The organism is Stenotrophomonas maltophilia, from assembly GCF_001274595.1.
Classification (GTDB): Bacteria; Pseudomonadota; Gammaproteobacteria; order Xanthomonadales; family Xanthomonadaceae; genus Stenotrophomonas; species Stenotrophomonas forensis.
Genome location: NZ_CP011010.1, coordinates 1,522,593 through 1,543,188 on the forward strand (window position 1 = coordinate 1,522,593; position 20,596 = coordinate 1,543,188).

Annotated in this window: 16 protein-coding genes and 3 tRNA genes; 7 read left to right on the forward strand and 12 right to left on the reverse strand. The window is 68.3% G+C overall.

Going from position 1 to position 20,596, the window contains the following annotated elements:
* Positions 1-3 precede the first annotated feature (3 nt).
* Together VN11_RS06995 and VN11_RS07000 are read right to left on the reverse strand one after the other, a co-directional pair.
* A tRNA-Leu gene (locus VN11_RS06995) sits at positions 4-90 on the reverse strand.
* A 50-nt stretch (positions 91-140) separates the two neighbouring features.
* Entirely contained in the window at positions 141-1,040 is a 900-nt protein-coding gene (locus VN11_RS07000) for a LysR family transcriptional regulator (RefSeq protein ID WP_053449232.1), read from the reverse strand.
* A gap of 99 nt (positions 1,041-1,139) precedes the next feature.
* On the opposite strand from VN11_RS07000, the gene VN11_RS07005 reads away from it, so the two are divergent.
* Positions 1,140-1,886, forward strand: coding sequence for a sulfite exporter TauE/SafE family protein (locus tag VN11_RS07005; protein WP_053449233.1), 747 nt, complete (start codon positions 1,140-1,142; stop codon positions 1,884-1,886).
* Between the two features lie 185 nt (positions 1,887-2,071).
* Here the strand turns inward: VN11_RS07005 and VN11_RS07010 are convergent.
* Together VN11_RS07010 and VN11_RS07015 are read right to left on the reverse strand one after the other, a co-directional pair.
* Positions 2,072-2,156, reverse strand: a tRNA-Leu gene (locus VN11_RS07010).
* A 154-nt stretch (positions 2,157-2,310) separates the two neighbouring features.
* Positions 2,311-2,395, reverse strand: a tRNA-Leu gene (locus VN11_RS07015).
* A gap of 128 nt (positions 2,396-2,523) precedes the next feature.
* Between VN11_RS07015 and rnr the strand changes: the two genes are divergently transcribed.
* From rnr to rlmB, 3 genes are all read left to right on the forward strand, one after another.
* Positions 2,524-4,983, forward strand: a complete 2,460-nt coding sequence (gene rnr / locus VN11_RS07020) for a ribonuclease R (protein WP_053449234.1) — start codon at positions 2,524-2,526, stop codon at positions 4,981-4,983.
* Positions 4,984-5,066: 83 nt separating this feature from the next.
* Positions 5,067-5,549, forward strand: a complete 483-nt coding sequence (locus VN11_RS07025; RefSeq protein ID WP_053449235.1) for a GFA family protein — start codon at positions 5,067-5,069, stop codon at positions 5,547-5,549.
* 106 nt (positions 5,550-5,655) lie between these two features.
* The gene (gene rlmB / locus VN11_RS07030; protein ID WP_008265272.1) at positions 5,656-6,399 is read left to right on the forward strand and encodes a 23S rRNA (guanosine(2251)-2'-O)-methyltransferase RlmB; all 744 of its coding nucleotides are present in this window, start codon (positions 5,656-5,658) and stop codon (positions 6,397-6,399) included.
* Between the two features lie 241 nt (positions 6,400-6,640).
* Here rlmB and VN11_RS07035 read toward each other — a convergent pair whose 3' ends face one another.
* From VN11_RS07035 to VN11_RS07045, 3 genes are read right to left on the reverse strand one after another with little or no spacing between them, the layout of a single operon-like run.
* On the reverse strand, positions 6,641-8,080 hold the full coding sequence (locus tag VN11_RS07035) for a TolC family protein (RefSeq protein ID WP_053449236.1): 1,440 nt from the start codon (positions 8,078-8,080) through the stop codon (positions 6,641-6,643).
* A complete protein-coding gene (locus tag VN11_RS07040) occupies positions 8,077-10,035 on the reverse strand; it encodes a MacB family efflux pump subunit (protein WP_006427858.1) in 1,959 nt (652 codons plus the stop codon). Before VN11_RS07040 ends, VN11_RS07035 begins: the two co-directional genes overlap by 4 nt.
* Positions 10,032-11,273 carry an efflux RND transporter periplasmic adaptor subunit gene (locus VN11_RS07045; protein ID WP_053449237.1) on the reverse strand — a complete coding sequence of 414 codons (1,242 nt, stop codon included), beginning with the start codon at positions 11,271-11,273 and terminating at the stop codon, positions 10,032-10,034. The genes VN11_RS07040 and VN11_RS07045 overlap by 4 nt, the downstream gene beginning before the upstream one ends.
* Positions 11,274-11,476: 203 nt before the next feature.
* Here VN11_RS07045 and VN11_RS07050 point away from each other — a divergent pair, with 203 nt between their 5' ends.
* From VN11_RS07050 to VN11_RS07060, 3 genes are all read left to right on the forward strand, one after another.
* A complete protein-coding gene (locus tag VN11_RS07050; RefSeq protein ID WP_006427862.1) occupies positions 11,477-12,205 on the forward strand; it encodes a response regulator in 729 nt (242 codons plus the stop codon).
* Between the two features lie 6 nt (positions 12,206-12,211).
* Positions 12,212-13,624: an ATP-binding protein gene (locus VN11_RS07055; protein WP_053449238.1), complete on the forward strand. Its 1,413-nt coding sequence runs from the start codon at positions 12,212-12,214 to the stop codon at positions 13,622-13,624.
* A gap of 178 nt (positions 13,625-13,802) precedes the next feature.
* Entirely contained in the window at positions 13,803-16,829 is a 3,027-nt protein-coding gene (locus VN11_RS07060) for a ligand-binding sensor domain-containing diguanylate cyclase (RefSeq protein WP_053449239.1), read from the forward strand.
* Positions 16,830-16,974: 145 nt separating this feature from the next.
* Here the strand turns inward: VN11_RS07060 and rnt are convergent, their stop codons facing one another.
* The 5 genes from rnt to VN11_RS07085 form a co-directional block, all read right to left on the reverse strand.
* Positions 16,975-17,625: a ribonuclease T gene (gene rnt, locus VN11_RS07065; protein ID WP_006428023.1), complete on the reverse strand. Its 651-nt coding sequence runs from the start codon at positions 17,623-17,625 to the stop codon at positions 16,975-16,977.
* Between the two features lie 242 nt (positions 17,626-17,867).
* Positions 17,868-18,389 (reverse strand): HvfX family Cu-binding RiPP maturation protein, encoded by a 522-nt coding sequence (locus VN11_RS07070; protein ID WP_053449240.1) that lies wholly within the window; start codon positions 18,387-18,389, stop codon positions 17,868-17,870.
* 23 nt (positions 18,390-18,412) lie between these two features.
* On the reverse strand, positions 18,413-19,168 hold the full coding sequence (locus VN11_RS07075; RefSeq protein WP_053449241.1) for an HvfC family RiPP maturation protein: 756 nt from the start codon (positions 19,166-19,168) through the stop codon (positions 18,413-18,415).
* Positions 19,161-20,036 (reverse strand): HvfB family MNIO-type RiPP peptide maturase, encoded by an 876-nt coding sequence (locus VN11_RS07080; protein WP_053449242.1) that lies wholly within the window; start codon positions 20,034-20,036, stop codon positions 19,161-19,163. Before VN11_RS07080 ends, VN11_RS07075 begins: the two co-directional genes overlap by 8 nt.
* Entirely contained in the window at positions 20,023-20,379 is a 357-nt protein-coding gene (locus tag VN11_RS07085) for a hypothetical protein (protein ID WP_053449243.1), read from the reverse strand. Before VN11_RS07085 ends, VN11_RS07080 begins: the two co-directional genes overlap by 14 nt.
* Between the last annotated feature and the right edge of the window lie 217 nt (positions 20,380-20,596).

A 20,596-nucleotide genomic window follows, 5' to 3' on the forward strand; every position in this document is an offset into this window, starting at 1 on the left:
TCATGGTGCCCAGGAGAGGACTCGAACCTCCACGAAGTTGCCCCCGCTAGCACCTGAAGCTAGTGCGTCTACCAATTCCGCCACCTGGGCGACTCAGGAGACGAATTATGGGGAACGGCAGAAGATGTGTCAACAAGATTTCACGCTTTTTTCTGCGGCTGCACGCCCAGGTGATGCAGCAGGCTGCGCATCGCCGGCGACAGCTGCGTCCACTCGGCAAAACAGGCGCACAGGCGACGTTGAGCCCACGCATCGGCAAGCGGTACCGCGACAGTGTGCGTGCTGCGCCGATGCTGGCGGGCGATGGTACGCGGCACGATGCCGACCCCGATGCCGTGGCCGACCATGATGCACACGCCTTCGAAGGTCTTCATGCGGATACGCACGTCCAGGCGGCGCCCGATGTCGCGCGCCTGGTCTTCAATGTAGGTCTGCAGTGCATTGCCATCGGCCAGCGCAACGAAGGTCTCGCCGGCCACATCGGCGAAGGCCACGCTGCGCCGCGATGCGAGGCGGTGGTCTGCGGGCAGCAGCATCACCAGCGGATCTTCGGCCACCACATGCTGCTGCAGGCCGGCGGCATCGACCGCGTCGCTGATGATGCCGGCCTCGGCCTGGCCGGTACTGATCGCACGCACGACTTCAGGACTGGTCCGTTCCAGCAGTTCGACATGCAGGCGCGGGCGTTCGGCCAGCCACGGTGCGAGCCGCGCGGGCAGGTAGTTGGTCAGCGCCGCAGTGTTGGCATACAGGTGCAGGGTGCCGCGCGCGCCATGCGCGAACGCCTGCAGCTCGCCGCGCAGCTGCGCCTGCTGCCGCAGGATCAGGCGGGCATGGTGGGCGAGGGCAGCGCCGGCCTCGGTCAGGCTGACTCCGCGCGGGTGCCGGTTCAACAATGCCGTACCGGCGTCGGCTTCGATCGTGCGCAGGCGTTCACTGGCCGAGCCGAGCGCCAGGTTCGCCTGCGCTGCGCCGGCCGTGATGCTGCCGGCTTCGGCGATGGCCAGGAACAGGCGCAGGTCGGCGATGTCCATCCGCATGTCGTGCCCTCATTGCAACGCCTGAGCCTTCGGATCAGCCGAAGGCGAGGCCGGGAAGACCGCATTGTGCGCCGGGCGGTGGCCCGATCCAATGAAGGCATGAATGAATCGATGTACTTCTACGTGTTGCTGGTGGTGGTGTTCGTGCTGGCCGGCGTGGTCAAGGGCGTGACCGGGATGGGCCTGCCGACGGTGGCCATGGGCCTGCTCGGTGGCGCGCTGTCCCCAGTGGCGGCGGCGTCGATGCTGTTCATTCCGACCTTCGTCACCAATGCATGGCAGCTGGTGTCCGGGCCGTCACTGGGCCACATCGTGCGGCGGCTGTGGCCGATGATGCTGGCGGTGGTGGTGGTGACGCTGGGCGCGGCCGCGCTGTTGGTGAGGGTCGATCGCACCTGGTCGCGCATGGCACTTGGCGTGGCGCTGGTGGTCTACGCGGCGTATGCGCTGCTGGCCCCGGTGTTCCGCGTGCCGCAGCGGTGCGAGCGTTGGCTGGGGCCGCTGGTGGGGGCGCTGTCGGGCGTGGTGACCGGCGCGACCGGTGTGTTCGTGATGCCGGCGGTGCCGTACCTGCAGTCGCTGGGATTGCAGCGCGAAGAACTGGTGCAGGCGCTGGGGCTGGCGTTTACGGTGTCGACGATTTCGCTGACCACCGGCCTGGTGCTGCACGGCGCGTTCGGTATCCAGCAACTGGGCCTGAGCGCGCTGGCGGTGATACCCGCGCTGCTGGGAATGTGGCTGGGGCAGCTGATCCGGCAGCGGATCAGTGCGCGGGTGTTCCGCGCCTGCTTCCTCGGGTTCCTGCTGCTGCTCGGGCTGGAGCTGGTGCTGCGACCGTTTTTCTGAAGCGCCCTGCCGCCCGTGTACGTAGAGTCGAGCTTGCTCGACTGCTTTGCGCTTCGTCCTGCATGGCATCAGTCGAGCAAGCTCGACTCTACGGACCGGTGCAGTCGAGCATGGCTCGACGCTACGAAGGCCCGGATTCCGGACATGAAAAAACCCGCTCTCGCGGGTTTTTCTCATTCTCGACATGGTGCCCAGGAGAGGACTCGAACCTCCACGGTTTTACCCGCTAGTACCTGAAACTAGTGCGTCTACCAATTCCGCCACCTGGGCGTCGAGGAGCGAGATTATGGGGTGTTGTTACGGGGGTGTCAACACCCTGGTGAAGCCATTCTGAATTCCCGACCACGCCTGTCGATCAGGGATCAGGATCCATCGCCATGCAGCAGGCAAAAAAAATCCCCGCCGGAGCGAGGAGTTTTTTCGTTGGTGCCCAGGAGAGGACTCGAACCTCCACGGTTTTACCCGCTAGTACCTGAAACTAGTGCGTCTACCAATTCCGCCACCTGGGCGTTCCAGAGGCGCAATTGTGAAGATGAATCCGCAGGCTGTCAACGACTTCCTGCAATTTTTTCACGCAATGCCTTCAAGGCGGCCACTGACCCGTTCTGCACGCCGTCACCGGCTACCATGTAGGTCGATGACTACCAAAAAACCAAGCAAGGGCGGGAGCAAGTCCCGCAGCCAGGCCCCGAAGAAGGGCGCCAAGGCGGGCGCGGCCCGCACCACCAAGCCGGGCAAGCCGCTGCCGGGCTGGTTCCCCGAATTGAATGACGGCGGCGCGCCGCCGCGTGGCCGCAAGCGCCACGGTGATGATGCACCGGGCCCGGCTCCGGGCCGCAAGCTGCCGCCGACCGGCAAGGTGATCGACGATCCCTATGCCGCCCGCGAGGCAGAAAAGTACGAACAACCCATCGCCAGCCGCGAGGCCATCCTGGCCCTGCTGGAGCGTTGCGAAGGGCCGCAGACCGCCGAAGAACTGGGCGCACGCCTGGGCCTGGGTGCGCCGGACCGGGCCGAAGCGCTGTCGCGCCGGCTCGGCGCCATGGTCCGCGACGGCCAGCTGGTACAGAACCGGCGCGGTGGCTTCGCCCCGATCCAGACCCTGAACCTGGTCACCGGCGTGGTGATCGCCAACCCGGAAGGGTTCGGCTTCCTGCGCCCGGTCGAAGGCGGCGACGACCTGTTCCTGCCGCCGTATGAAATGCGCAAGGTGATGCACGGCGACAAGGTGCTCGCGCGCGTGACCGGCATCGACCATCGCGGCCGCCGCGAGGGCAGCATCGCCCGCGTGCTGGAACGTGGCATGACCCGCCTGATTGGCCGCTTCAGCGTCGAGATGGGCATCAACTACGTGGTGCCCGACGACAAGCGCGTGCAGCGCAACGTGCAGGTGCCGCCGGACCAGACCGGTGGCGCGCGCGACGGCCAGCTGGTGGTCTGCGAACTGACCCAGGCACCGGACAGCCGCCGCCCGCCGATCGGTCGCATCATCGCCGTGCTCGGCGACAAGCTGACCGCCTCGCTGGTGGTGGAGACCGCCATCCACGGCCACGAACTGCCGTTCGAGTTCCCGCAGGAAGTACTGGACGAAGCTGCGTCGGTACCACTGGTAGTCGAGCCGTCGATGATCGGCGACCGCGTCGATCTGCGCAGCACGCCACTGGTCACCATCGACGGCGAGGATGCCAAGGACTTCGACGACGCGGTGTACTGCGAACCGAATGCCGATGGTTTCCGCCTGGTGGTGGCGATCGCCGACGTCTCCAACTACGTGCGCCCCGGCACGCCGCTGGACGAGGAGGCGCAGAAGCGCGCGACCTCGGTGTACTTCCCGGGCTTCGTGGTGCCGATGCTGCCGGAGACCCTGTCCAACGGCATCTGCTCGCTGATGCCCAAGGTCGACCGCATGTGCTTCGTCTGCGACATGCAGATCGACCGCGACGGCCTGGTCACCCATTCGCGCTTCTACGAAGCGGTGATGAACTCGCACGCGCGCCTGACCTACACCCAGGTGTGGAAGGCTGTGGGCGAGGATGATGCCGATACCAAGGCCTGGATGGGCGATCTGCTGCCGCAGGTGCAGCGCCTGCACCAGCTGTACAAAGTGCTGTCGAAGGCGCGCGCCAAGCGCGGTGCCATCGAGTTCGAAAGCAGCGAAGTGCGTTTCGTGCTGGACAACCGCGGCGAAGTGACCCAGGCCGGCATGCTGGTGCGCAACGACGCGCACAAGCTGATCGAGGAATGCATGATCGCGGCCAACGTCGAGGCGGCCAAGTACCTGCTGTCGCGCCACGTGCCGGCCCCGTACCGCATCCACGAGAAGCCACCGGAAACCAAGTACGCCGACCTGCTGGAATTCCTCAAGGAGTTCAAGCTGAGCCTGCCGCCGTGGTCGAAGGTGCGCCCCGGCGACTACACCAAGCTGCTGAAGAAGATCCGCGACCGCCCCGATGCCACGCTGCTGGAATCGGTGCTGCTGCGCAGCCAGAGCCTGGCGATCTACAGCCCGGACAACCACGGCCACTTCGGCCTGGCGCTGGAGGCGTACGCGCACTTCACTTCGCCGATCCGCCGCTACCCCGATCTGCTGGTGCATCGCGCGATCAAGCACGCGCTGTCCGGCAAGCCGCTGGACAAGTTCACCTACAACGCGCGCGAAATGGCCGCGTTGGCGCTGCAGTGTTCCGAGCGTGAGCGTCGCGCCGATGAGGCCGAGCGCGAGGTCGACGAGCGTTACCGCGCGGCGTGGATGGAAAAGCACGTCGGCGGGCAGTTCGACGGCGTGATCAGCGGCGTGACCAGCTTCGGCCTGTTCGTGGAACTGGACGAGTCGAAGGTGCAGGGCCTGGTGCATGTCACCCAGCTGCCGCAGGACTATTACAAGTTCGACGCCACCCGCAAGACGCTGACCGGCGAACGCCGTGGCAGCAGTTACCGGCTGGGCGACCGCGTGCGCATCCTGGTGCTGAAGGCCAGCATGGAAGAACGCAAGATCGACTTCCGCCTGGTCGAGCACAAGGGCGAGGACGAGGGCGACGGGCTGCCGCCGCTGCCCGAGCGGGGCAAGCCGGCCAAGCGCACCAAGAAGCAGTATTGAAAGGCGTGCCGACCAACGGTCGGCACCCACCTCACCCGGTAGGTGTCGACCTTGGTCGACACGATTTTGCGGAGGAACGCACCATGCAGGGCCAACCCGAGTACAGCGGCGGCTGCCAGTGCGGCGCGATCCGCTTCCAGGCGCGCGGCGCGCTGACCGACAGCTCGATCTGCCATTGCCGGATGTGCCAGAAGGCCTTCGGTGCCTACTACGCGCCGCTGGTGTCGGTGCGCGGCGTGCAGTTCAGCTGGACCCGCGGCCAGCCGCGTTACTTCCAGTCGTCCAACGTGGTCCGGCGGGGGTTCTGTGCCGACTGTGGCACCCCGCTGACCTACGAGGCGCCCGACGGCGTGGCAATCGCTGCCGGCGCCTTCGACCAGCCCGAGCGCCTGCCGCCGACGATCCAGTACGGGGTGGAGCGCAAGCTGCCATTCGTCGATGCGCTGGGCGGCCTGCCGGCGCGGCGCACCGAGGACGACGTCGCGTCGCTGGCGTTCCTGGCCACGATCGTGTCCCACCAGCACCCCGACCACGACACCCCGCACTGGCCGCCGCGCAGTCGATGACCCACCTGTAGAGCCGGGCCTACGCTCGGCTGGCGGGTGGCCGCCGCCGCAGCGCCCGGCCCGCCGATGCTCTACCATAGCCACCCCCTTTCCGGTCCCCGCCCGCATGAGCAAGAACAGCCAGTGGATCGTCGGCGTCAACGCCGTCGCCTCCTCCATCGAGAACGACGCCGAGAACGTCCGCGAAGTGCTGGTCGAGGCCGGTGCGAAGAATCCGCGCCTGACCGAAATCGAGGAAAACGCCCGCCGCAAGGGTATCGACGTGCGCAAGGTGAACGCCCAGGCGCTGGATGGCGTGGGCGGTTCGGTGCGCCACCAGGGTGTGGCCGCGCGTTATGCCGCCGCCCGTACCTACAGCGAGAACGAGCTGGAAGGCCTGGTTACCGCGGCCGAGGGCAAGGCCCTGCTGCTGGTGCTGGATGAAGTGCAGGACCCGCACAACCTCGGCGCCTGCCTGCGCTCGGCGGCGGCCGCCGGTGCCACTGCGGTGATCATTCCCAAGGACAAGTCGGCCACGGTCAACGCCACCGTGCGCAAGACCTCGGCCGGTGCCGCCGACCGCATTCCGGTGGTGGCGGTGACCAACCTGTCGCGCTGCCTGAAGGACCTGCAGAAGCAGGGCGTGTGGATCTACGGCCTGGCCGGTGAAGCGACCGCTTCGCTGTACCAACTGGACCTGAAGGGCAACATCGCGCTGGTGCTGGGCGGCGAAGCCGATGGCCTGCGCCGCCTGACCCGCGAGAACTGCGATGGCCTGGTCAAGATCCCGATGCCGGGCGAGATCGAGAGCCTGAACGTCTCCGTCGCCGCCGGCGTCAGCCTGTTCGAGGCCGTGCGCCAGCGCGGTTGATCGGCACTGCTGGATGATTGATCGGGGGTCAGATCCCTCTCCGCAGGAGGGGGCTCTGACCCTTTTTTGTGCTCCTTTTTCGTGCGGCGCTGCGGGCTCACCGGGCATGGCCCGGCGCTACCGTGTCGACCAAGGTCGACACCTACCAAGGCGGTGTATGACGTCATTCAACGGAATGCCCCGTTGTTGACGTTGATGTTGACGTTGTTTTGGCGGGTGCGGGGCGCAGCCCCGCATCGCCTCACCCCGCGCTGCCGCCCAGCGCCTTGAACAGGGTCACGTCGTTGTTCAGCTGGCCCTGGCGCACGCGCGCCAGCGACAGCTCGGCATCGCGCCGGGTCTGCTGTGCTTCCAGCCAGGTGCGCAGGTCGGTGGCACCCACGCGATAGCGCACTTCCTGCGCGCGCTCCACTTCCACCGCTTCGTCGTACGAGGCCTGCGAGGCCGCGACCTGGCGCGCCAGCTGCTCACGTGCCGACAGCGCGTTGTCCACTTCAGAGAGCGCGGTGTACAGCGTCTTGCGGAAGTTGGTGGCGGCGATCTGGTAGGCGGTGCCCGCGATGTCGGTATCCAGCTGCGCGCGCTGCAGGTTGAGGAACGGCAACGACAGGCCGGCGCCCAGCGTGGCCACCGGGTTGCGCAGCACATCACCCAATGACGTGGCGCTGGAACCGAGGCTGCCGGTCAGGCTCAGCGCCGGGTAGTACTGGGTGGCGGTCACCTTGATGGTCTTCAGGCTGTTGCGCAGGCGCAGTTCGGCCGCGCGCAGGTCGGGACGGCGGCCGAGCAGGTCGGTCGGCAGGCCCTCGGTGATGGCGGGACTGCGTGCGCCCAGCAGGTCCTGCGGTTCGTCCTGCTGCGGCCAGGGCGTGCCATCCAGCAGCACGGTCAGTGCATTGCGCGCCTCCACCCGCTGCTGTTCCAGCGCGCTCTGCGAGGAGCGCTGCGACTGCAGGTTCTGCAGTGCCTGGCGCACTTCCAGGCGCGATACCGCACCGGCGTCGAAGCGGGCCTGCACCAGTTCACGGGTGCGCTCCAGGCGCTCCAGGTTGGCCTGGCCGGTGGCGATCGACTGGTTGAGGTAGGCCAGGTTCCAGTACTGGTTGATGGTGTCGCCGATCACCAGCAGCGCGGTGTTCTGGCGGTCTTCCTCGCTCGCCTCGGCCTCCCAGCGGGCGATGTCGCGCTGGGTGCGCAGGCGGCCCCACAGGTCCACTTCCCAGCCCAGCGAGACGCCGGTGGAGTAGCTGCGACGCCAGTCGTCAGCCTGGTCGGTGGCGCGGCTGGCGCTGCCGCTGACGCCGGATGACGACGGCTGCGGCCATAGCGCGTTGCTGGCCAGCCCGGCCTGCAGGCGCGAACGCTGCACGGCGAGGCCGGCGGCGGCCAGGTCGCTGTTGGCGGCCAGTGCCTGCGCCACCAGGCGGTCGAGGCGTTCATCGCCGAAGCCGGTCCACCAGGTGTCCTGGCGGATGTCGCGGCCCGGTGTGTCCAGGCTGCTGCGCGGGTCGTCGGCCGGTGCGTTGAGGGTGGCATCGCCCCGGCCGTAGCTGGCCGCCACGTCCGGTTCCTTTATCGGATAGCGGCCGACCGACGCACAGGCGGACAGGGCGAGCAGCACGGCGCCAGCCAGCAGCAGGCGCGAGGGAGCAGGGAAGGGCAGTCGGGTCATCATCTTCATTCGCGGGCCAGGGCCTCCACCGGGTCGAGCTGCGCCGCGTTGCGCGCCGGCAGGAATCCGAACGCCACGCCGATCAGGGTCGAGCAGGCGAACGCAGCGATGATCGAGGCCGTGGAGAACAGCACCTGGAAGTCGCTGGCGAAGCGGCCGATCATCGAGCCCAGCAGCAGGGCCAGGCCGATGCCGAGCACGCCGCCGAGCAGGCACACCAGTACCGCTTCGATCAGGAACTGCTGGCGGATGTCGCTCTGCCGTGCACCGACGGCCATGCGCACGCCGATCTCGCGGGTACGCTCGGTCACCGAGACCAGCATGATGTTCATCACGCCGATGCCGCCGACCAGCAGTGCGATGGCGGCGATCGCGCCGATCAGCAGGGTCATCGTGCGCGTGGTCTGCTCGATGGTGTCGCGGATCTCGGCGCTGTTGCTGAGGAAGAAATCCTCGGTGCCGTGGCGCATCGTCAGCAGGCGGGTGATCGCTTCCTGTGCGGCATCCATCGGAGTGCTGTCATCCACACGCACGGTGATGCTGGATACGTGGCTCTGGCCCAGCATGCGCGACATCACCGTGGTGTACGGCACCCACACGCTCAGGCTGGTGCTGCCACCGAAACCGAAGCTCTGGCGCTTGGCCACGCCCACCACGCGCGCCGGCACGTTGCCGAGCAGGATCACCTGGCCCACCGGGTCGACATCGGGGAAGAACTGGGTCTGGGTGTTCTCGTCGATCACCGCCACCTGGCCCAGGCCCTTCACCGCATCGGCATCGAAGAAGCTGCCGCTGAGCAGGGTTACGCCCTTGACCCGGAAGAACTGCTCGCCAACACCGCTGACCTGGGCGGTGGAGGACTGGTTGCGGTAGCGCGCGGTGACCGAGGTCGACACGCTGGGGGTGGCACTGTCCACGTAGCTCTGCTTCGCCAGGGCGTCGGCATCGCTGGCCTTGAGCGTCTGCACGCGTGCCGAGCGCATGTCGCCGAAGCCGCGGCCGGGGTAGACGTCGATGGTGTTGGTGCCCAGTGCGCTGATGTTCTGCAGGATCTGCTGCTGTGAGCCGTTGCCCAGCGCCACCACCGAGACCACCGAGGCAATGCCGATGATGATGCCGAGCATGGTCAGGAAGGTGCGCAGCCGATGTGCGTTCATCGCCAGCAGGGCCATGCGGAACGCTTCGGTGAAGCGGTCGCGGGCGGCCCGCCAGCTGTTGCCGTGGGAGACGCCGGTGCTGGCTTCGCGCTGCGCGCGGTAGCTCGGCGCATCCGGATTGGCGCGATCGGCGATGATCTCGCCGTCGCGGATCTCGATGATGCGCTGTGCGTGCTGGGCCACGCTCATGTCATGGGTGACGATGATGATGGTGTGGCCTTCGGCATGCAGCTCACCGAGGATCGCCATCACTTCCTCGCCGGATTTCGTGTCGAGTGCGCCGGTCGGTTCATCGGCCAGGATCACCTCGCCACCATTCATCAGCGCGCGCGCGATCGATACGCGCTGCTGCTGGCCGCCGGACAGCTGGCCCGGCTTGTGGTGCATGCGGTCGCCCAGGCCCAGCCGCTGCAGCAGCTGCTCGGCACGCGCGTTGCGCACCGGGCCGGGGCTGCCGGCATACACCGCCGGCACTTCCACGTTGCCGCGCGCATCCAGATCGCCCAGCAGGTGGTAGCGCTGGAAGATGAAACCGAAATGCTCGCGGCGCAGCTCGGCCAGCTCGTCCGGTTCCATCTTTCCGGTTTCGCGGCCGGCCACCTGGTAACTGCCGCGGGTCGGGCGGTCGAGGCAGCCGAGGATGTTCATCAGCGTCGACTTGCCCGAACCGGACTGGCCGACGATGGCCACCATCTCGCCGGCATGGATATCCAGATTCACGTCGCGCAGCACGGCGATGACATCCTCGCCGGCCGGGAATTCGCGTCGCAGGTCGCGCAGGCGCAGCAGCGGCGCCGTCATGCTCATCGGCGCCCCATGCCCGGGCCACCGACCCGCATCTGCATGCCGCCACGGTTGCCGCCGCCGGCGGCGGCACCGGCCGCGCTGGCTTCGCCCACCACCACGCGCTCGCCTTCCTTCAGCCCGGACAGGATCTCGGCGGATGCACCGTTGTTGATGCCCACGGTGACCTTGCGCGGCTGCGGCTGGCCCTTGTCGTCCAGCACCCGCACCATGCGCTCATCGCCACGGCGCTTGGGCCCCAGTGCCACCGACGGCACCATCAGCACGCCCTTGGCCTGCTTCAGCAGCACCGAGACCTGGGCGGTCATGTCGATGCGCAGCGTGCCGTCCGGGTTCTCCACGTCGAACAGCGCGTTGTAGTAGACCGCGCTGCTGGAGCTGGAGCTGGACGAGCTGCTGGAACTGGACGAGCTCTCGTTGGCGATCGAGGCCGGCGCCGGATTGATCTGGCGGAGCTTGGCGTGGTACTTGCGGTCCGGGTCGCCCAGCGTGGTGAAGTACACCGGCATGCCGGCCTTGATCTTGACCACGTCGGCCTCGGAGATCTCGGCATTGACGGTAACCACGTCCAGCCGCGCCAGCATGACGATGGTCGGTGCGGTCTGGTTGGCGTTGACGGTACGGCCTTCCTCGGCCACCACCGCGACCACGGTGCCGTCCATCGGCGCGGTGATGCGGGTATAGGCCAGGTTGGCGCGGGCGGTGCCCAGCTCGGTTTCGCGGCCCTTGATCTGCGCCTCGTAGGACTGCAGCTGGGCACGGGCGGTCTTCAGCTGCGCCTCGGCGGCATCGTATTCCTGGCGCGAGGTGGCCTCGGCGGCCAGCATCTGCTGCTGGCGCGCGAACTCCAGTTCGGCCTGGCGCAGGGTGGCCTGCTGCACCGCGCGCTGGGCGGTGACCTGGTCCAGCGAGGCCTGCGCGTTGAGCACCTGGTTCTGCTGGGTGGTGGCGTCGATCTCGGCGATCAGGTCGCCTTCCTTCACCGTGTCGCCCAGCTGCACCTTCAGCGACTTGATCTGGCCCGAGGCCTGCGCACCGACGCTGACCAGCTTGTAGGCATCGATCACGCCGGTGGCCTCCACGGTCTGCTCGATGTCGCCGCGGCTGACCGGGGTGGTCGCCACCGCCGGGGCGGCAGGCTTGCGCAGCAGCCACCAGGCAGCGACGGCAACGGCAAGGGCAAGCAGGGCGATCAGTATCAGTCGACCCCGGCGGGTCGCGGGCAGCAGGCGGAAACTCACGTCGTGGCTTCACTCTCGGGGCCGCGGCAGCGGCGTTGGTGGGCATTGTGAAGATCGACCGGCAGGGGGCCAATCCTCGGGGTATGTCTCTATGTAACACTGTCGGTGAATACGCGTAACCACAGGTATCGCGGCCTTGGCTGGATACACTGGTACGCATTGCCCCGGATGCGGTTCAGCTGCCGACACGGGATGATCGCGACATGGAGACTGAAAACACGATGCATCGATTGCTGATCGTCGACGACGACAACGACATCCGGACCCTGCTGGCCGAACAGCTTGGCCGCGCCGGTTACCAGGTGAGCACGGCCGCCGATGGCACCGCCATGCGCCAGCTGCTGGACCGCGAGCACGTGGACCTGATCGTGCTCGACCTCAACCTGCCACGCGAAGATGGCCTGACCCTGTGCCGCGACCTGCGCGCGCGCTCGAACACCCCGGTGATCATGCTCACCGCGCGTGCCGAGCCGATCGACCGCGTGCTGGGCCTGGAAATGGGCGCCGATGATTACCTGGCCAAGCCGTTCGAGCCGCGCGAGCTGCTGGCGCGCATCCGCAACGTGCTGCGCCGCACCGAAGCGCTGCCGGCCAACCTGGAGCCGTTGGCGGTACGCCGGGCGCGCTTCTCGCGCTGGATCTTCGACCTGGAGCACCGCCACCTGGTGGACCCGGACGATCGCGTGGTGGTGCTGTCCGGTGCCGAGTTCCGGCTGCTGCGGGTGTTCATCGCGCATGCCAACAAGGTGCTGTCGCGCGAGCAGCTGGTGGCGCTCAGCAGTGGCCGCAACTACGAGGCGCAGGACCGCGCGATCGATCTGCAGGTCAGCCGGCTGCGCAACAAGCTGGGCGATGACGGCGGGCCGGACGGCCTGATCAAGACGGTGCGCAACGAAGGCTACGTGCTGGCCTCGTCGGTCAACCTGGAATAGGTCGCGATGAAGCGCCTGCGCCATTTCCTGTCCTCGATGGTCGGGCGGCTGTTCGTGATCCTGCTGCTGGGCATGAGCGTGGCCGCGATCGGCGCGACCATGCTGGCCACCTCCAAGCGCCAGCAGGAGTTCGAGCGGCAGAACCTGAATCGCATCGCCGACCGCCTGCAGGGCTACGTCAACCTGCTCGACGGCAACCCCGAACTGCGCGAGCGGCTGCTGGAGGTCGGTGGCCCCAGCGTGCGTGCGCTGTTGCCGGGTGCGCGCCTGGGCCGGGCCGATACGGCCTTGATGGAAGTGCTCGATGACCGGCCCGGCCCGGTGTCGCGCGCGCACGTGCACTTCACCTCGTTCCGCTCCTGCATCCCGAAGCTGCAGGATCTGCTGCCGCCGCCGCCGCCGCCCGGGCATCGCAAGCATCCGCGCGAGCGCGATCCGGCGTTCATTCCGCCCAAGTGCCGCGCGGTCGACGTGACCCTCAACGACGGTACGCTGCTGAAGCTGGCGCTGGACTCGCCAGCGGTGGCCCACAACGGCATCCTCGCCGTCGACCCGTGGTTCCTGACCCTGCTGGTGCTGGCGATCGCGGTGCTGGCGTACATCGTCGCGCGCATGGCCAGCGCGCCGCTGCAGGAGCTGGCGGCCGCCGCCGAAGACCTGGGCGATGACCTGCAGCGTGATCCGCTGCCCCTGCGCGGACCGCGCGAAGTGCAGCGTGCGGCGGAAGCCTTCAACGCGATGCAGCACCGCCTGCAGCGGCATCTGGCCGAGCGCACGCAGATGCTGGCGGCGATCACCCACGACCTGCAGACCCCGCTGACCCGCCTGCGCCTGCGCCTGGAAAATGTCACCGACGAGGTGCTGCGCGAGCGCCTGATCGGCGATCTGGCGGCGATGCAGGCACTGGTGCGCGAAGGCCTGGAACTGGCACGCAGCGCCGAAAGTGCCGAGCAGCGCGCGGCGCTGGACCTGGATTCACTGCTGGAGAGCATCGTTGAAGATGCCGCCGAAGGGGGCGCCGATGTCGTCTTCGAAGGCGGGACCGGAGCGGTGCTGATGCTGCGCCCGCTGGCCATGCACCGCCTGTTCTCCAACCTGGTGGACAACGCGGTGATGTATGCCCAGCGCGTGCGCGTACGGGTGGAGCGCAGTGGCGGCGCGATCACCGTGATGGTGGCCGATGATGGCCCCGGGCTGGCCGAGGACCAGCTGGAAGCGGTGTTCGACCCGTTCGTGCGGGTGGAAACTTCGCGCTCGCGCGAAACCGGTGGTGCCGGGCTGGGGCTGACCATTGCCCGCGCGCTGGCCGAGAAGGATGGTGCGCGCCTGTGGTTGCGCAATCGCGCCGAAGGCGGGCTGGAAGCCGTGGTGCAGTGGCCGGCCAGTGCGCAGGTGGTGCCGCCGGGTCGCGCCGGCTGAGTTGACCCCGGCCGTCAACGGTGACGCCGGGGACCGCGTTTGGCCTATCATCTGCGCATCTCCCCAGCCTCCCCCCGATGAGCCAGCCCGTTCCTGCCGGCACGCCGTCCCGCGTTGCCCGCGCGTTTCCGCACGCTGCCAGACCCCGCAGCCACCGCTGGCCACCGCCACTGCGCTGATGGGCGGACAGGGGGACACGAGGCGCTGGGCGGAGCGCCGCGGATCATCATTCAGGCGGGCATTGCGGCAGGGGCTGCTGTGGCTGCTGCTGGCCGTGGCCGCGCCACTGGCGGCACAGGAAGGCGCGCCGCCGCTGCGGGACTACGCGATCGACGTCTGGACCTCGCGCAACGGCCTGCCGCACAACTCGCTGCGTGACATCGCGCAGACCCCGGAGGGGCATCTCTGGTTCGCCACCTGGGAAGGCCTGGTGCGCTACAACGGCCTGGATTTCACCGTGTTCGACCGCAGTACCCGCCCGGGCCTGCGCGACAACGGCATCGGCGCGCTCTACGTCGATCGCCAGGGCGGGCTGTGGATCAGCGATTCGCGCGGCAATGTCAGCCATCGCGGCAACGACGGCCAGTGGCGGGTCTGGGAGCATCAGGGCGATACCCCGCAGGTACTGATCCAGTCCATGCAGATGGACAGCCAGGGGCGCCTGTGGCTGCTGTACGAAGGCAAGGGGCTCGGCTACCTGGTGCCGGACAAGGGCATCGTCTACCAGGCGCCGGCGGCTGATCTGCCGATGGCGATGAGCTTCACCAAACTGGTGGTCGACGCGCAGGACCGGGTCTGGGTCGGCACGCTCGATGGGCTGGTGCTGCGTGACAACGACGGTGTGCTCAAGCGCGCACCTGCCGCGTGGGGCTTGGGCGCAGGTACTGGGCTGTCGTGGCCGTACCGCGCTCCGGATGGCGCCCTGTGGATCGTCGCCGGCGAGCGCCTGTACCGGGTGGAGGACGATCAGCTGGTGCTGGTGCACCGCCTGCCGGGCCAGCTGCACATGACCGCGATGCTGCAGGACCGCCACGGCGACCTGTGGCTGGGTACCGAGAACCAGGGCCTGCTGCGGATCTCCACGCATGGGCTGGAGCGGCTGCCGGCGGGGTTGAACCTGCCCGGCGGGCGCGTTGTCAGCCTGCGCGAGGATGCGGAGGGCAGCATCTGGGTGGGTGCCAACGGCGGCCTGTACCGCCTGCGCGAGACACTGTTCAGCAGCTACACCGAGCGCGATGGCCTCAGTGGCGACTATGTGCGCACCGTGTTCGAGGACCGTGACCGCCAGTTGTGGGTCGGCAGCGCCAGCGGCCTGGACCTGCAGACGCCGGACGGCCGCTTCCGTGCGGTGCCGCTGCACAACCGGGGCGGCAAGGCGCCGTCGGTCCTCAGCCTGGCGCAGGGCCCGGCGGGGGATCTGTGGGTCGGCACCTTCGGTGACGGTGTCTACCGCCTCGGCCCTGACGGCAGCCTGCGGCACAACTATGCGGCCGCCGATGGCATGCCGGGAGGCAACATCCGCGCGATCAGCGTGGATGCGCAGGGCGTGGTCTGGGCCGGCACGCAGAAGGGCGTGGTCCGCATCGACGGCGACCGCGTGCAGGTATCGAGCGTGCCGGGCATGCCCGGTGGCCTGATCACCGCGCTCGAGCATGACCACCAGGGCAACCTGTGGATCGGCACCATCGAAGGCATCCGCGTGCTGCGCGGCAACCACGTGCAGTCGATCGACCTGGCCCCGATGGGCGGCGGCCGCAGCGTGTTCGGCTTCCATCAACTGGGCGATGCGATGTGGATCAGCAGCGACCGCGGCCTGTACCGCTGGCAGAACGGCCGGCTGGCGCGGGTAGGCCTGGAGCAGGGCATGCCGGTGGATGCGGTGTTCCAGCTGGTGCCCGACCGCCTTGGCAACGTGTGGGTCAGCAGCAATCGCGGCGTGCTGCGCACCGACATGGCCACGCTCAATGCGGTGGCCGACGGCCGCGCGCCGCGGGTGCTGGTGGAGCGCTACAACGAGATCGACGGCATGGCCAACGCGCAGGCCAACGGCAGTTCGGGCCCGTCGGCGATCCTGCGCCAGGACGGCACGTTCTGGGTGGTCACCGCGGGCGGGCTGAGCACGGTCGATCCGCAGCGCCTGCAGCGCTTCCGTGAACGCCCGTCACCGCCGGCGGCGATCGAGAGCGTGCAGGTGGATGGTGCGCCGGTGCATTGGGAAGGCCCCGACCGCAACTACATTCCCGGCGGCCGTCGCCTGGCGGTGAGCTACGTGGGCCTGAGCTACCTGATGTCCGACCGGATCCGCTACCGCACGCGGCTGGAGGGCCTGGATGCCGGCTGGGTCGAACGCGGCCCGCAGCGCAGCGTCGAGTTCGTCGGCCTGCCGCCGGGGGATTACACCCTGCACGTGGCCGCTGCGCACCCGGCGGGGGCCTGGGGCCAGCAGGAAGCGGTGTGGAGCTTCACCGTGGAGCCGTTCTGGTGGCAGCGCCGCAGCGTGCAGGCGCTGGGCGGGCTGTTGCTGCTGGCCGGCCTGGTGGCGTTGTACCGCCTGCTGCTGCAGCAGCTGAAGGCCAGCAACCTGCGCCTGGCCCGGCGCGTGGACGAGGCGACCTTCGACCTGCAGGCCAAGACCGTGCACCTGCAGGCACTGAACCAGGAAAAGACCGAGCTGGCCGAGCGCCTGGCACGGCAGGCCGAGGCGTTCGAGCGGCAGGCCCGCGAAGATGCCCTGACCGGGCTGGCCAATCGCCGTGGCTTCGATGAAACCCTGGCCCGCGACTTCGCCCGCTCCCAGCGCAGCGGTCATCCGCTGTGCCTGGTGGTGCTGGACATCGATCACTTCAAGGACGTCAACGACCGCCACAGCCACAGCATCGGCGATGCGGTGCTGGTGGAGGTGGCGCGATTGATCGCCGCGGCCAGCCGCGATTCGGACCTGCCCGCGCGTACCGGTGGCGAAGAGTTCGCGCTGCTGCTCAACGACACGCGCCTGGAAGAAGCCGCGCAGCTGTGCGCACGCCTGCGCGGGCTGTTCCATGACCATCCGGACTGGGCCGGCGTGGACGGCCTGCGCGTGACCTTCAGCGCAGGCTTGGTGGAGCTGGATGCGGATGACCGGACCCCGGCGCTGCTGTACCAGCGCGCCGACCGCGCGCTGTACCGGGCCAAGAGCGACGGCCGCGATCGTACGAGTATTGGTTGATCGCATCCACGCATGGCGTGGATGGATTGGATGCCCAACCGACAGTGCCGACCAACGGTCGGCACCCACCACGGAATTCACCCGCGCAGACCTGTAGAGTCGAGCCATGCTCGACTATCGCGCGACAGCGCGGCGAAGCGTTGCTTCAGCGCGGCCAGGCGTTGGCAATCGTGCAGAACAAGCGCGCCGTCTGCTCGGTGTCGTACACCGCGCTGTGCGCTTCATTCGCGTCCCAGCCCAGTCCGGCGGCCGTGGCCGCACGCGCCAGCACGGTCTGCCCGTAGGCGATGCCGGCCAGGGTGACCGTGTCGAACACACTGAACGGATGGAACGGATTGCGCTTGTGGCCGGTGCGCGCCACGGCCGCATTGACGAAACCGAGGTCGAAATGGGCGTTGTGGCCGACCAGGATCGCGCGCTGGCACCCGTACTTCTTCATCGCGGCGCGCACCGGGACGAAGATGTGGTCCAGTGCCGCCTTCTCTTCCTTGGCCAGCCGGAACGGATGGTCGAGGATGATGCCGGTCACTTCCAGCGACTTCGGATCGATCTCCAGGCCCTCGGCCGGCACCACGTGCGCGCTGGCGGTCTGGCCGGGGTAGAGCAGGCCGTTCTCGTCCATCTCGATCGGCACGGCGGCGATTTCCAGCAGGGCATTGCGCTGGCTGTCGAAACCGCCGGTTTCCACATCGACCACCACCGGCAGGAAGCCGCGGAAGCGTTGTGACATCGCGCGCTGCGCCTGGGGAACTGCGGAATCGGGAGCGGCGGCAGGTGCGGGGGTGGGGTCAGTCATGCGTGAATTCTAGCAGAGCGCCCCCGAGCGCCCGGCTGGCCTGTGGCGCACGGGTACCCTGCGCAGGAGCGTGTCGACCAAGGTCGACACCCACCGGAGCACCACACCACCAGGTTCCCGGCAGGTGCCAACCCCTGAAACCCGGCAGGTGCCAACCTCTGGAACCCGGTAGGTGCCAACCTCTGGAACCCGGTAGGTGCCAACCTTGGTTGGCACAGAGCGCGCCGGACCCCGGTCAGCGCCTACCGGGCCGCGGGCCGGACCGTCATGCCCGATGGAAACCACCGCGACAACCACGCATCCACGCTCAGCTTGCCGGCACCGGTGAAGATCAACGGCAGCAGCATCGCCATGAACAGCACCGGCAGTTTGAAGTTGCCGAAGCCCTGGTCGCTGATCGCATAGCCCATCGCAAGGTCGCCCAGCGAGTGCCATTCCATCGGCCAGTGCACGGCATAGGTTGCTACCACCGTCAGCACCAGCAGGCCGGTGGCGGCGAAACGGGTGCCGAACCCCAACAACAGGCAGGCCGCGCCGAGCAGTTCGAACCAGGTTGCCAGCTGCCAGTTCAGGGCGGGCGGTAGTTGATCGAACGGGAACGGAAAGGCGTCCTGCAGGTCGGCGAACCAGTTCTGGCCCTGCAGTTTCTCGCGGCCGGATTCGAAGAATTCCCAGGCCAGCAGCAGGCGCAGGCCGAGCGGGGCCAGCCAGGGGGCGAGACGGTCCAGCTGGCCGCGTGCGACGGCCAGGGTCGGAAGGTTCATCAGGGGATCTCCGCGGAAGGGGGTCAGGGAGGGGCGGGGAGCGGGCCGATCACGCCAGCCTGCAGGAACTGCCGCAGCAACGCGGCACCGGGTCCGGCCAGCGCGTCCTCGGCCAGCCCGTGGGCGTTGGCCAGGTGTTGCAGGTAGGCCTGGCCCTCGAGGCCGGGTTGCTCGCCGATGCTGGCCAGCAGGTACACCGCCAGCGGGCTGAGCGCGGCGAACCGCACCTCCCCATCGGCTTCGCGGCGTACCAGCAGGCCGGTCGGTTCGACTGGCGGCTGCGTTGGCGCGTCCTCGGCGCCGAGCCGATGTACCGGCCACTGGTACAGCAGCGGCCAGGCCAGCGGCGAGCGCTGCAGCGGCACCTGCAGCGGATCGATGTCTGCCGCGGGCGGCAGGGGCTCGGCGGCCAGCTGGTACAGCGCGGTTTCCACCCACTCGTAGTGGGCCAGCTCGGCCAGTGCCGGATGCGGCAGCTGCGGCCGTGCCTGCAGCCATTGCACGAACTCGGCGGCCAGCTCGGTGAACAACGGCGTCTGGCAGCGATGCGTGGCGAAGTACTGGCGCACCAGCGCGCTCCAGGCGGGTTCGCCGAGCAGGCGCACGCAGACCGGGAAACCGTTGCTCAACAGGCCGAGCAGATTGTTGAACAGCAGCCGTTGGTAGACCGCCACGCGACGCGGTTCCAGGCCTGCCGGCGCGGCCACCGCCTGCGGGTCGCGCAGGTGCGCGGTGAAGGCATGCTGCTGTGCACGCAGGGAATCGGGAGCCTCAGCCATGACCGCCACCGGCGTGCGTGGCCTGCAGGCGGCGGATGGTCTGCAGCTCGCCCTGCAGTTCGGCATAGGGCGGGAAATTGAAGTCGCGTTCGAGCAGGGTCGGGCGCGCGCCGATGCGCGCATAGGTACGCGCCAGCAGCTCCCAGACCGGATCGATCACCGCACTGCCGTGGGTATCGATCTTCAGGTCGGGTGCTTCATCCAGGTGCCCGGCCACGTGCAGGCAGACGATGCGTTCGGCGGGCAGCCCAGCAATGAAGGCGTCGGCATCGTAGCCGTGGTTGCAGGCGTTGACGTAGACGTTGTTGACGTCCAGCAGCAGGTCGCAGTCGGCTTCTGCAAGCACGGCGTTGGTGAAGGCCAGTTCGTCCATGGCTGGCTCCGGTGCCAGGTAGTAGGACACGTTCTCCACCGCGATGCGTCGGCCCAGCAGGTCCTGCACGCGGGCGATGCGCGCCGCGGTATGGCGCACCGCTTCATCGGTGAAGGGGATCGGCAGCAGGTCGTACAGGTGGCCGTCGTCGCTGCAGTAGCTCAGGTGCTCGCTGTACAGCGGCACGCGATGGGTCTCGAGGAACTGGCCGACCTGCTCCAGCAGCTGGGTATCCAGTGGCGCACTGCCACCCAGCGACAATGACAGGCCGTGGCAGCTCAGCGGGTGGCGCTGCGCCAGTTCGGCCAGCGCGTCGCCGGCGGGCCCACCGACATGGATCCAGTTTTCCGGCGCGCATTCGAGGAAATCGAAGTCGCCGGCCGGTGCATCACGCAGATCCTGCAGCAGCGCCCGGCGCAGGCCCAACCCGGCGGCCGCCGCGCGAAGCGGCGACCGCGGGTGGACGATGCTGGCGCGGACGTCAGTGCTTGCCACCGCACTTGCCTTCGCCGCACTTGCCTTCAGCCGACTTCTTGTCGCCGGTCTTGGCCTTGGCACCGGCGGCAGCACCGGCAGCCTTGCCCTTGTCGGCGCCGCACTTGCCTTCAGCACTCTTGCCGTCGGCGCCACACTTGCCTTCGGCGTGCTTGGTCGCGTCGGCGGCCATCTTGGTATCGGCGGCCTTGGCATCGGTGCTGGCCTTGGCAGCCTGGCCGGCCACCAGGTAGCCCTGGGCGAGGTCGCTCATGCTCAGGGCCGAGGCACTGGCGGTCATGCCCAGGCCGGCGGCCAGGGCGGTAGCAGTCAGCAGGGACAGGGTCTTGTTGGAACTGCTCATCGGTCGTGCTCCTGGGTGGTGTGGGCGGGTGCCCGGGTGGCCGGCAGGGGTGCCGGTGGAAACGATGGTGCAGCGATCCTACTCAACGAATCCTCGCCAAGACCTCAAATTTTCGTGAGGTTTGTTACAGAAGGGGAGACCGGTGGCCGGAATGCCCAGAAACAAGAAGGCCGCTGTCGCAAGGACAGCGGCCACCATGGAGTCAACTCACGTGTTG